Genomic DNA, 11,659 nt, shown 5'->3' with positions numbered 1-11,659 from the left:
CCTCTTTATGGAAATATGACAAAAGGGAACCCTTGTTTACCAAGAGTTCTCCCATGATTAAGTTTCCCTTATAGGCTATCTCTTTTGACAGTTCTGATGTAATTTTTTTAGTTTTAACTTACAGATTTTGATTCTGAATTAGATCCTAAGTTCCATAAGCTAAATATAATCGTAATTAAACCAAGAATTACGCTTGGCCCAAACTCTTCATTTGTTAATGAGTAGATAAATGGAGAAATTACAAACCAGGCACCGGTAATCACAGAAATCCAGTTAAGCCACGAATTCCAACCAGGTTTGTCATATCCCCACAATGAAGCGATAAGCTGAATGATTCCAAAAATTATACTTGACCAAAAAGCTCCTGCTTGATCTGAAGAGTCAATCACCCAAGGTGCGATAATAAACCAGGCACCTATTAATGCATTTAAAATCCCTCTTGTTTTCACAATTATCCCTCCTCAAAGCTTAGAAAATCTTTAATGATCCAATAGGGAATTATATGTTTAGAGAGTAGTAAGATTAACTAAAATAAGCTTAAAGACGTTTTTAGGAGCTTTTTCTTTAACAAAATTTGAAGAAAATTAAAGAGGAAATAAATACATCAATTTTTTTTGATTTATCAGTTGTAAAAAGACGAAAATGTGGGTATACTGAAAACATCAAAAAAAATTGATGTAAGGAGAGTTTTATGAAACAGTTACCTTTATATAACGAAGTAATGAGTAATTCATTTTCTATATATGAAAAAAAGTTCAAAGCATTAGCAGATGAGAAAAGATTACACATTCTCTATGAGTTATGCCAAAGTGGGGAAATGTGTGTTTGCGATATGACGGATTTCTTTAGTCTTTCTCAGTCTAAACTTTCTTACCATCTAAAAATCTTATTAGATGCAAACTTACTTAATAAAACAAAAAAAGGAACATGGAATTATTACAGTATTAATAAAGAGGAAGTAGATGCACTGCTATCCGAACAATTATGCTGCATCTTCCGACCAATGTCATAACGAGCTTTTAAAGCTCATATAATTTTTTAGTCATTACATCAACTTTTTTTGATGCGATGACTTTAGCTCCTAAAATAGAGGCAATGTAAATGCGAAGGGGAAAGGGATTGATATGCTAAGAACCAAGGCAGGAAATAAAGAAAATCAATTCTGTTTTCACACCTAATAAATCAATTTTTTTTGATTTAAGATTAAGGAAAGAACAATTTATCATGTAGAAATGAGGAGAATTCTTATGAAACCTATTAAAATTCCGTTAAATACAACATCTTGTTGCTCACCAGAGATTAAATTTGAACCAATTACTACGCAGGTGGAAGAAACAAAGCATAAACATTTACCTGTAGCCATTATTGGGGGAGGACCGATTGGACTTGCAGCAGCAGCACACCTAACTAAACAAGGTCAATCATTCATTTTGTTAGAAGCAGGTTCACAGGTAGGGGCCAATATTTTAACATGGGAGCATGTTCGCTTATTCTCATCTTGGCGTTACAACATTGATAAAGCAGCACACGCTCTTTTAGAACAAAATGGCTGGAGATCTCCTGAATTAGAAACATTACCTACAGGAAAAGAGCTTGTAGAAGGCTATTTAGAGCCATTAGCAAACATTCCAGAAATAAAGCCACACGTGCATGTTAACACGAAGGTTCTTTCCATTACGCGAGAAGAAACAGATAAGATGAAAACGGCTGGTCGTGAAAATAAACCTTTCTTAATTTATGCAGTAAAAGATGGTGAACTTCAAACATACGAAGCTAGAGCGATCTTAGATGCTTCTGGTACCTGGGGTAACCCGAATCCTGCTAATTCAGGTGGTGTCTGGCTAAAAGGAGAACGGTCCCTTCAAGACCACATCTTTTACGGCATTCCAAATGTGTTAGAAACGGATAGATCTCGATATGCAGATAAACGTGTAGCAGTTGTAGGAAGTGGTCATTCAGCTATTAATACTTTATTAGAATTAGCTCAATTGCAGGAAACTCATCCACAAACAGATATCATTTGGATTATGAGAAAACAAAAAGTAGAAGAAGCATATGGTGGGGAAGAAAAAGATGCTCTTGCAGAAAGGGGAGCTCTTGGAAGTCGGATTCACGACCTTGTAGATACAGGAAAAGTAAAGGTAGTAACACCTTATAAGATTCAATATGTGAAGGAATTCAATAACCATATAGATATTATAGGAAAGCATAAAGGAGAAGAAGAACTTCTGACAGGTATTGATGAAATGATTGTAAATGCCGGCAATCGCCCAGACTTTACGATTATCAGTGAATTACGTACAGCCATTGATTCGATTACAGAGAGTGTAGAAAAATTATCTCCTCTAATTGATCCAAATCTGCATAGTTGTGGTACTGTTCGCGCACATGGAGAAGAAGAACTTCGACAACCTGAAAAGGATTTTTATATTGTAGGAGCTAAAAGTTATGGGCGTGCACCAACATTTTTAATGGCAACTGGCTATGAACAAGTGCGATCAATTGCTGCTCATCTTGCTGGGGATTACGAAGCAGCTAAGAGAGTAGAGCTAGATCTACCCGAGACTGGGGTTTGTAGCGTGAATTTACAGCAAGAAAGCTCATGCAGTACGGATAGTAACAGTTCGAACTGTGGTTGTTAAATAGTGTTTTAGAAAGGGAGTAATCATTTTGCTTACTCCCTTTTTATATAAAGGAGGACATAAGAATGACAATTAATCATTCAGGAAGGTTGAGTAAGGAGTATTTTGTATCCTACATGAAACTGTTTATGAACGCATATGAATATACAGCTGAACAGGCAAGGGAACTAACTTTTCAGCGATTATTTGGATCACAATGTGATAGCATGGGACATATAACATATCAAAATTTTCTTCTAGCTTACGATGAACTAAAACATCAAAAAAAATAAGCTTTTTCTTAAAGAAGGTGGTAATTGTATGTTTACTGCAAGATCTAAATCTTCTTCGTCAAACGTGATTGTTCTTGTTGCTATTATAACGGCACTTAGTCTTCTAGGTGACTCCATGCTCTATATTGTATTACCTGTTTATTGGAAAGTGGCAGGGCTTGACTCCCTTTGGCAGGTTGGTATCCTTTTATCCGTTAATCGATTTATTCGTTTGCCTTTCAATCCTTTCATAGGATGGTTATACCAGAAAATATCTTTACGGACAGGCCTTATTATTGCAGTTGTACTTGGAAGCGTGACAACGTTAGGATATGGGATGGCTAAAGGGTTTATTGCTTGGATTATTCTACGAGGGCTATGGGGAATTGCTTGGTCTTTCTTTCGAATCGGAGGATTATCGACAGTTGTCTATTATTCAAATGACTCCACTCGTGGAAAAGCAATGGGGCTATATAACGGTCTATATCGCACAGGAAGCCTATTTGGTATGTTACTTGGGGGAATTCTAGTACCTATAGTAGGATTGCAATTTGTTTCTATCCTTTTTGGGTGTCTATCTTTTATAGGGCTACCTTTAGTTTTTTATTCTCTTCGAGTTAAATCTAATCAACAGACTGAGGCTGTTCAAAGAGCTAATACCAATGTTTCCATACATAAGATCTTAAAACATAAAATCATTATTATTATTAGTGGATTTCTGATTACGATGTTAATTCAAGGGGTTTTAACATCGACTGTTAGTGCTATTCTTGAGCATTCATATGGGGAGAAAATCACATTATTCGGATTGATTATTAGTGTTACGTTCTTTTCAGGGCTATTACAGGCTGTTCGTTGGGCCTGGGAACCCTTCTTCGGTAGTCTCTTTGGACATTGGTCAGATGGACCATCTGGAAGAATTCCTCTTTATATCCTTTCGCTTATTGTTAGTAGTTTCGCGTTTGGGATGATTGCTAGTGATATACCACTAATCATTTGGGTTGTTATTATGCTGATCGTCATGATAGGAGCTACATCTATTACAACTCTTACGGATGCTTTAGCATCTGATATAGCAAAAACATCGAATATTATATCCTTTCTTACGGTCTATTCTATCGCTCAAGATATAGGAGCCGCACTCGGTCCCTTTATTAGTTACATGCTGATTGAAATTCAGAATGGCTTCGCTTATCTATATTGGGGAGGATCAGTCATTTTTGGTGTATTAGCTATTGGATGGACAAAGATTCACCTAGAAAAAAAACAAATTTTCAGCAGATCCATGTGAGTGTAAAGTCCAAAAAAGTCTTATTTATATAACGAATGAAAGCTACTTCTTTACAGAAAGGAAGTGGCTTTTTCACGTTGGATTTTTTAGTAAGGATCATATAGCAGCTATCTAATTGTATAGTTTATTTTTAAAAATTCATAAATAGATACATTTCTCAATATATAAGTGAATAACTATATGATTGTACAACAATGAAAGGAGGTTGTAGAGGCTGTGGATCTAAAATTGAAAAGGAGTTGGAGCAAGGAATGAATCAACAATTGAGTAAACAACTGTCATTTTTAGATCGGTATTTAACTGTATGGATTTTTGTAGCTATGTTTATAGGAATTGGTTTAGGTTATGTTTTTCCCAGCTTCGTAGATGGACTGAATCACTTTCAGGTAGGTACAACATCCATTCCTTTAGCAATCGGATTAATTTTGATGATGTACCCACCATTAGCAAAAGTACGATACGAAAATATGGGACATGTGTTTAAAGACAAAAAAGTATTAGGAATTTCACTTTTGCAAAACTGGATTATTGGCCCTATTCTCATGTTTCTACTTGCGATTGTCTTTCTTAGAGATGTACCAGAGTACATGATTGGTTTGATTTTAATTGGACTAGCACGTTGTATCGCCATGGTTATTGTATGGAATGACCTTGCGAAAGGGGATCGCGAATATGCTGCTGGTTTAGTCGCTCTTAATTCCATTTTTCAAGTCTTTTTCTACTCTGTTTATGCGTATTTGTTCGTTACGCTTATTCCAAAATGGTTGGGACTTGAAAGCTTTGTGATTGATATTACGATGGGTGAGATTGCAAAGAGTGTTCTCATTTACTTGGGAATCCCTTTTTTAGCTGGTATATTGACTCGATTTATCTTTATCGGCATCAAAGGGAAAGAATGGTATGAACGTGTACTCGTACCTAAAATTAGTCCTTTGACTCTTATTGCACTCCTATTTACGATTATTGTTATGTTTTCGTTAAAAGGAGATATGATTATTCAATTACCTCTTGATGTTGTACGTATTGCTATTCCACTTTTGATTTACTTTGTCTTGATGTTTTTTGTTTCTTTTTATTTAGGAAAAAGGGCAGGAGCAAGTTATTCTGTTACAACTTCTCTTTCGTTTACTGCGTCAGGCAATAACTTTGAGTTGGCCATTGCTGTAGCAGTTGGGGTATTTGGGATTAATTCAGGAGCCGCATTTGCAGCTGTAATTGGACCTCTTGTAGAAGTTCCGGCACTCATTGCCCTTGTAAATGCAGCGTTTTGGTTAAAAAAGAGATATTTTCAACCTCAAGAAAGATAGATAATAAATAAAGGAATCGGAGGGATTCTTTCCGATTCCTGTTTTTTATACATTCATATATCCAGGCTTTTTTATAAGGTGCTACTTACATAATAAAAACAAAATATAGGCATCTTATGATGTAGTTATAAAATAGATTTGTTTTTTCAAATTTATTTAAACAAAACGGTTGAAAATATATAAGAAAACGATTATATTAATAACATAAACACATAAGCAAATTATTATATATGTATTTAACGTATCAGGAGGTGTCGATGAATGAGTGTAAAAACTATAGTTGAAGTTGAAAAAGCAGCTCAGATTTTAAAGCTACTAGGCGATAAGACTAGGCTTTCTATGATGAAGTTAATTGAGAACAATGAATGTTGTGTCTGTGAGTTTGTTGACATTTATCAAGCTAGCCAGCCGGCAATTAGTCAGCATTTAAGAAAATTAAAAGATGTGGAACTAGTTAAGGAAAGACGAAAAGGACAATGGATCTTTTATTCCCTTAACAAAGAAAGTAAGTATTATGAGTTTGTTCTTAGCATACTTGAATCAGTACCAAGTCAAGATGAACGCTTAAAAGAGTTAGAAAAACAAGGACTACGTATTAGTTGTTGTGAGTAATTGGAGGTTTAAAAATTGACATCAGTTGTCCTAGCATCACTGATCTTTTTAGTGACATTAGTTTTTGTTATTTGGCAGCCGAAAAACTTATCTATCGGTTGGTCAGCCTGTGGAGGAGCAGTTCTTGCTTTATTAGCAGGAGTCGTTGATTTCCACGATGTTCTGGATGTAACAGGCATTGTATGGAATGCGACCCTCACATTTATCGCAGTTATTATTATTTCCTTAATTTTAGACGAAATTGGTTTCTTTGAATGGGCAGCGTTGCATATGGCAAGAGCTGCAGGTGGCAATGGTGTTCGTATGTTTGTATATGTTTCGCTACTTGGAGCCGTTGTGGCAGCCTTATTTGCCAATGATGGGGCAGCCTTAATTTTAACACCTATCGTACTTGCAATGGTACGAGCGTTAAAATTTGAAGATAAAATGGTCTTTCCATTTATTATTGCAAGTGGATTTATTGCGGATACAACGTCGTTACCACTTGTGGTAAGTAACTTAGTAAATATCGTATCAGCTGACTTCTTTGGTATTCGATTTTCTGAATTTGCTTCACGCATGATTGTTCCAGATTTATTCGCACTTTTCGCAAGTATAGTCGTCTTGTATCTATATTTCCGAAAAAGTATTCCAAAAAAGTACAATGTAGCTGATCTACCAAAACCAGTTGAGGCAATTAAAGATGAAAAAATGTTCAAGTTGTCAGGAATTGTACTAATTGTTTTAGTCCTTGGCTATTTTGTAGGTGAATTCTTTGATATTCCAGTTTCCATTATTGCAGGAATTATTGCTATTTTCTTCTTAGGATTAGCAAGACAAAGTCCAGCAGTGGAAACGAAAACAGTATTAAAAGGCGCGCCTTGGGCTATCGTTTTCTTCTCTATTGGTATGTATGTAGTCGTTTATGGCCTACGTAATGTTGGTCTAACAGAAGTACTAGCCGATGTTATTCGAGCAACAGCCGATCATGGATTATTTGCAGCCACTATCGGTATGGGATTCATCGCAGCTATTCTTTCATCAATTATGAATAATATGCCAACTGTTATGATTGATGCCCTTGCGATTGATGCGACACATGCAACAGGAACGATTAAAGAAGCACTTATTTACGCAAATGTTATTGGATCAGATTTAGGTCCAAAGATTACACCAATCGGTTCTCTTGCGACGCTTTTATGGCTTCATGTTCTGTCAACCAAAGGTGTGAAAATTTCATGGGGAACGTACTTTAAAACAGGTATTATCTTAACCATCCCAACATTGTTTATTACGCTTGTTGGTTTATATATTTGGTTACTAATTATTTCATAACACATCATAAAGGAGATTTTACACATGTCTAAAAAAACACTTTATTTCTTATGTACAGGTAACTCTTGCCGTAGTCAAATGGCAGAAGGTTGGGCAAAAAAACATTTAAATAGTGATGAGTGGAATGTATATAGTGCAGGGATTGAAGCACATGGTTTAAACCCGAATGCTGTAAAAGCAATGAAAGAAGCTGGTATTGATATTTCGAATCAAACATCAGATATTATCGATCCTGAAATCTTAAATAATGCAGATTTAGTTGTTACATTATGTGGAGATGCAGCTGATAAATGTCCAATGACACCACCTCATGTGAAACGTGAACACTGGGGCTTTGATGACCCAGCAAAAGCAGAAGGAACAGATGAAGAAAAGTGGGCATTCTTCCAACGTGTACGTGATGAAATCGGTGAGCGCATTAACCGTTTCGCTGAAACAGGTAAGTAATAATAAAAATCAAATAAGCCGGGAAAATAACTCTCGGCTTACTCTTTACCCTTTATATAAGTATATTATTATAAGTTGTTGTTAAGGTATTGTATTTTACTAAAAGGGGATGACAATATGAAGAAAGTAGAGATTTTTGATCCTGCTATGTGTTGTTCAACAGGTGTTTGTGGTCCAAGTGTAGATCCAGAGCTAACGAGAGTAGCTTCTGCTGTATTTGCTTTGAAAAAGAAAGGCTTTGATATTACACGTTATAACTTAACCAGCGAGCCGGATAAGTTTGTTGATCAAGCAGAAGTAAACAAAATTCTTATGAGCAAAGGCCCTGATGCATTACCAGTGGTACTAGTGAATGGAGTAGTTGAAAAAGTAGGGAGCTATCCTACTAATGAAGAGTTGGCTAAATGGTTCGATGTTAAAGCAGAGGAGTTAATTGGCGAAAAGCCACGCACGCCAATTAAATTAAATATAAACAATCTGAAATAGGGAGGCAAAAGAGATGTTTCAACCTTTTCAACCCGAAAAAATTGTTCAGACACCTTTCTTATTCTTCACAGGTAAAGGTGGTGTTGGAAAAACATCGACAGCATGTGCAGTAGCTGTATCACTAGCAGATAAAGGCAACAAAGTACTTATTGTCAGTACAGATCCTGCTTCAAATTTACAAGACGTATTCGAAGTGGAACTGACAAACGAACCAATTGAAATACCAAATGTAAGGAATCTATACGCTTGTAACTTAGATCCTGAAGAAGCAGCAAAAACATACCGTGACAAAGTAGTAGGACCTTATCGTGGAAAGCTTCCTGATTCTGTTGTTTCTACTATGGAGGAACAATTGTCTGGAGCTTGTACAGTAGAGATTGCTGCATTTGATGAATTCACGAACTTATTAGCAAATGAAGAGATGGTTAATCAATTTGATTACATTCTGTTTGATACAGCCCCAACAGGGCATACCCTACGTTTATTACAGTTGCCAACTGCCTGGACAGGTTTTTTGGAGGAAAGCACACACGGAGCTTCTTGTTTAGGGCCTTTATCAGGACTAGACGAAAAGAAAGGTTTGTACGCTAAAACGGTAGAGGCTTTATCAAACCCAGAGCAAACAACTCTAATGTTAGTAGCACGTCCTGATGTTTCTTCCCTAGAAGAAGCGAATCGAGCTTCAAAGGAATTAAAAGAGATTGGTATTTCAAATCAAAACTTACTTGTAAATGGCTTAATGAAGCAACATGTAAAAGAGGATAAAATTTCAACGGCTTTCTATAATCGACAACAAGAGGCCTTAAAGAGAATGCCTAAAGAACTAAAACAAATGGTTATGTATTCAGTACCTTACGTATCTTATCCTTTAACAGGAATTTCTCCTCTTCGCCATTTATTTAAATCGTATACGTTACCAGCAACAGAAATAAAAGATGTAGACTTGTCTCAACAAAATCTTTCTGTATTTAAAAATGTGGTAGAAGATTTCTCTTCAAATGGAACCAAAGTCATTTTTACGATGGGTAAAGGTGGCGTTGGGAAAACAACGGTAGCATCTGCGATTGCAGTAGGACTAGTTGAAAAAGGTCATCGTGTTCATTTAACGACGACAGATCCTGCGGCACATTTAGATTTTGTCTTTAGTAACAGTGAAGCCCAGGAGCTATTGAGTATTAGTCGAATTGATCCTAAGGCTGAAGTAGAAGCTTATAAAAACGAAGTATTGTCAAAGGCAAGTGAGGAACTTGATGAAGATGGAATTGCGTACATTCAAGAAGATTTGAATTCTCCATGTACGGAAGAAATTGCTGTATTTCGTGCATTTGCCGATGTTGTAGCTAAATCAGATGATGAAATTGTGGTCATTGATACAGCACCAACAGGTCATACGTTGCTCTTACTTGATGCTACACAGTCTTATCATAAGGAATTAGAACGTTCAACCGGTGAAGTTCCTGAAAGCGTCAAAAAACTATTACCACGCTTACGTAACCCAAAAGAAACCAGTGTGGTTATTGTTACACTTGCTGAGGCTACACCTGTATTAGAAGCAAGTCGTCTTCAAGTAGACTTGAAAAGAGCTGAAATTACCCCGAAATGGTGGGTGGTTAATCAGAGTTTATATGCGACTGACACAGTAGATCCTGTCTTAAAAGGAAGAGCTCAAGCTGAAGCAGCATGGATTAAAAAAGTAAGTGAAGAACTAACTTCTAATTGTGCGATTATTCCATGGCAACCAGAAGAGAAAATTGGTTATGAGAAGGTAAAAGAATATAGTCAACAATAGTAAACATAGAAGATAGTACGTTTCAATGATAATCTAAACATTATAAATTATAGAGGTGTAAAAAATGAGCAACAAGAATTATCAAGCATTAATTGACGATCGTATTTTCATCGGTGGAGCATCCGATGTAAAAGAAATGATGGAAAATGATAAAGCAGATGTCATTTATGACTTACGTGCAGAAGCATTAGAACACGATGCTCCAGAAGTACGCGTTCATACACCAATTGTGGATGATGCAGAAAACCAAGATGAGTCTATTCAAAATGCAATTAATGAAGTCGTAAAATCGTATGAAGAGGGAAAAAAGATTTACTTCCATTGTGCAGGAGGAAGTAATCGTACAGGTACGGTTGCAATTGGAACACTACTAGCACTAGGCGAAGTAGATACAATTGCAGAGGCAGAAGAGAAAGCCAAAGCAGCTCGTGCTAAAATTAACGTAAAACCAGAAATGAAAGCTTCACTTCAACGTCTATTTCCAGAAGCTTAAACCGTAAACAAAGGTAAAGAGAGGGAGAGATTTCATGAATATCACAAATGAAGCAAAAAAAATGTTAGATGACGTATTCGCAAAACAAGGTGCAAAAGGTATCCGTTTCTATTCTGAAGGTGCTGGATGTTGTGGTCCTCAAATAGGTTTATCGTTAGATGTACCAGCTGAAAATGATACAGTACAAGAAATCAACGGTATTCAAGTAGCGATTGAAAACACAGTATTAACTTCAACTGAAGGTCTTACGCTTGATGTACAAGAAAGTCCTCAGGGGTCAGGCTTTGTATTAGTAGGAATGGATAATAGCTGTTGTTAATTAAAGGAGCCTGAATTCATTATAATCAGGCTCCTTTCTTTTTGATTCCTGGTATTCTTATTAGTTTATAAAACCTTTTGGCCTCTTTTTAGGTAAAAAGAACAACAAAATTGTAAGTAATGGGTTGTTATTAGTAGGAACAATAATTTTATCAGTAAGTATTTTATTGCTTACAGAAGTATATGATCCATATGCTAACCATGTTCGATAAAGTATCATTAAATGACACCAAGACAGTATTAAAAAGCCTCTCAATATGGTTGAAATTTCGCCATTGGAAGTTATTTAACATGAAATAAAAAAGCCAACATTAAAAGTTGGCTCTCTTGTCTTAGATTAGTAGTATGATAACTTTAATATTAGATATAATAGGTTTCTTACACTAAAGCTTTATTTTTTCATCTCTTTCATCATTTTCATACAATCTTTTTTACTCATGCCTTTCATCATTTCCATACAATCCTCTTCACTCATATTTTTCATCATCTTCATACAGTCTTTCTTACTCATTTCCATACAATCTTTTTCACTCATAGGTTTATGATCTGCTGGACTAGCTGCAAAAACTGTTCCTCCAACTGCCATTAGGGCAACAAAGGATAAACCCGCAACTGTTTTTTTTATTTTCATGTTTTTCCTCTCCTTCTTACATGGAATAGAGATGGAGTCTATAGAACACACCATCTACTACACAATTGTAGTAGATGG

General features: G+C 35.9%; 14 protein-coding genes. 12 read left to right on the top strand and 2 right to left on the bottom strand.

Translation table 11 applies throughout. The annotated features are described in order from the left end of the window. Positions 1–113: 113 nt before the first annotated feature. On the bottom strand, positions 114–449 hold the full coding sequence (locus OK414_RS28575; RefSeq protein ID WP_205663202.1) for an SPW repeat protein: 336 nt from the start codon (positions 447–449) through the stop codon (positions 114–116). 242 nt (positions 450–691) lie between these two features. Here OK414_RS28575 and OK414_RS28570 point away from each other — a divergent pair, with 242 nt between their 5' ends. The 12 genes from OK414_RS28570 to OK414_RS28515 all read left to right on the top strand — a co-directional run bounded on the left by OK414_RS28570 (position 692) and on the right by OK414_RS28515 (position 10,951). Further along, entirely contained in the window at positions 692–1,012 is a 321-nt protein-coding gene (locus OK414_RS28570) for an ArsR/SmtB family transcription factor (RefSeq protein ID WP_275955585.1), read from the top strand. A 235-nt stretch (positions 1,013–1,247) separates the two neighbouring features. Beyond that, on the top strand, positions 1,248–2,642 hold the full coding sequence (locus OK414_RS28565) for an FAD-dependent oxidoreductase (protein ID WP_205663200.1): 1,395 nt from the start codon (positions 1,248–1,250) through the stop codon (positions 2,640–2,642). 65 nt (positions 2,643–2,707) lie between these two features. Next, complete coding sequence (locus OK414_RS28560) at positions 2,708–2,914, top strand: hypothetical protein (RefSeq protein ID WP_205663198.1); 207 nt, start codon at positions 2,708–2,710, stop codon at positions 2,912–2,914. A gap of 28 nt (positions 2,915–2,942) precedes the next feature. After that, entirely contained in the window at positions 2,943–4,184 is a 1,242-nt protein-coding gene (locus OK414_RS28555) for an MFS transporter (RefSeq protein WP_205663196.1), read from the top strand. A 251-nt stretch (positions 4,185–4,435) separates the two neighbouring features. Further along, positions 4,436–5,491, top strand: a complete 1,056-nt coding sequence (gene arsB, locus OK414_RS28550) for an ACR3 family arsenite efflux transporter (protein ID WP_205663195.1) — start codon at positions 4,436–4,438, stop codon at positions 5,489–5,491. A 261-nt stretch (positions 5,492–5,752) separates the two neighbouring features. After that, positions 5,753–6,103 (top strand): ArsR/SmtB family transcription factor, encoded by a 351-nt coding sequence (locus OK414_RS28545; protein ID WP_205663193.1) that lies wholly within the window; start codon positions 5,753–5,755, stop codon positions 6,101–6,103. Positions 6,104–6,118: 15 nt separating this feature from the next. After that, entirely contained in the window at positions 6,119–7,417 is a 1,299-nt protein-coding gene (locus OK414_RS28540) for an arsenic transporter (RefSeq protein ID WP_205663191.1), read from the top strand. Positions 7,418–7,441: 24 nt separating this feature from the next. Continuing rightward, on the top strand, positions 7,442–7,864 hold the full coding sequence (gene arsC / locus OK414_RS28535) for an arsenate reductase (thioredoxin) (protein ID WP_155008732.1): 423 nt from the start codon (positions 7,442–7,444) through the stop codon (positions 7,862–7,864). A 117-nt stretch (positions 7,865–7,981) separates the two neighbouring features. Beyond that, positions 7,982–8,350, top strand: coding sequence for an arsenite efflux transporter metallochaperone ArsD (gene arsD, locus OK414_RS28530; RefSeq protein ID WP_205663190.1), 369 nt, complete (start codon positions 7,982–7,984; stop codon positions 8,348–8,350). Between the two features lie 13 nt (positions 8,351–8,363). Next, on the top strand, positions 8,364–10,139 hold the full coding sequence (arsA, locus tag OK414_RS28525; protein WP_205663188.1) for an arsenical pump-driving ATPase: 1,776 nt from the start codon (positions 8,364–8,366) through the stop codon (positions 10,137–10,139). A gap of 64 nt (positions 10,140–10,203) precedes the next feature. Beyond that, positions 10,204–10,632: a dual specificity protein phosphatase family protein gene (locus OK414_RS28520; protein WP_205663186.1), complete on the top strand. Its 429-nt coding sequence runs from the start codon at positions 10,204–10,206 to the stop codon at positions 10,630–10,632. A 34-nt stretch (positions 10,633–10,666) separates the two neighbouring features. Then, positions 10,667–10,951 carry an adhesin gene (locus tag OK414_RS28515; protein WP_205663185.1) on the top strand — a complete coding sequence of 95 codons (285 nt, stop codon included), beginning with the start codon at positions 10,667–10,669 and terminating at the stop codon, positions 10,949–10,951. 390 nt (positions 10,952–11,341) lie between these two features. On the opposite strand, the gene OK414_RS28510 is transcribed toward OK414_RS28515, so the two are convergent. Next, positions 11,342–11,581 (bottom strand): hypothetical protein, encoded by a 240-nt coding sequence (locus tag OK414_RS28510; RefSeq protein WP_234943560.1) that lies wholly within the window; start codon positions 11,579–11,581, stop codon positions 11,342–11,344. Positions 11,582–11,659 lie beyond the last annotated feature (78 nt).

The sequence above is a fragment of the Priestia sp. JV24 genome, assembly GCF_025910025.1.
GTDB classification, from domain to species: Bacteria; Bacillota; Bacilli; order Bacillales; family Bacillaceae_H; genus Priestia; species Priestia megaterium.
Note: the sequence above shows the minus strand (reverse complement) of the source record. Positions and strands in the feature narration are given on the sequence as shown.

What these genes read in the sequence shown, in the direction of transcription:
- OK414_RS28555 (WP_205663196.1), top strand. Translation starts at nt 2,943, where the DNA reads ATGTTTACTGCAAGATCTAAATCTTCTTCGTCAAACGTGATTGTTCTT.
- arsC (WP_155008732.1), top strand. Translation starts at nt 7,442, where the DNA reads ATGTCTAAAAAAACACTTTATTTCTTATGTACAGGTAACTCTTGCCGT.
- OK414_RS28510 (WP_234943560.1), bottom strand. Translation starts at nt 11,581, where the DNA reads ATGAAAATAAAAAAAACAGTTGCGGGTTTATCCTTTGTTGCCCTAATG.
- OK414_RS28545 (WP_205663193.1), top strand. Translation starts at nt 5,753, where the DNA reads ATGAGTGTAAAAACTATAGTTGAAGTTGAAAAAGCAGCTCAGATTTTA.
- arsD (WP_205663190.1), top strand. Translation starts at nt 7,982, where the DNA reads ATGAAGAAAGTAGAGATTTTTGATCCTGCTATGTGTTGTTCAACAGGT.
- arsA (WP_205663188.1), top strand. Translation starts at nt 8,364, where the DNA reads ATGTTTCAACCTTTTCAACCCGAAAAAATTGTTCAGACACCTTTCTTA.
- OK414_RS28515 (WP_205663185.1), top strand. Translation starts at nt 10,667, where the DNA reads ATGAATATCACAAATGAAGCAAAAAAAATGTTAGATGACGTATTCGCA.
- OK414_RS28570 (WP_275955585.1), top strand. Translation starts at nt 692, where the DNA reads ATGAAACAGTTACCTTTATATAACGAAGTAATGAGTAATTCATTTTCT.
- OK414_RS28565 (WP_205663200.1), top strand. Translation starts at nt 1,248, where the DNA reads ATGAAACCTATTAAAATTCCGTTAAATACAACATCTTGTTGCTCACCA.
- OK414_RS28560 (WP_205663198.1), top strand. Translation starts at nt 2,708, where the DNA reads ATGACAATTAATCATTCAGGAAGGTTGAGTAAGGAGTATTTTGTATCC.
- OK414_RS28520 (WP_205663186.1), top strand. Translation starts at nt 10,204, where the DNA reads ATGAGCAACAAGAATTATCAAGCATTAATTGACGATCGTATTTTCATC.
- arsB (WP_205663195.1), top strand. Translation starts at nt 4,436, where the DNA reads ATGAATCAACAATTGAGTAAACAACTGTCATTTTTAGATCGGTATTTA.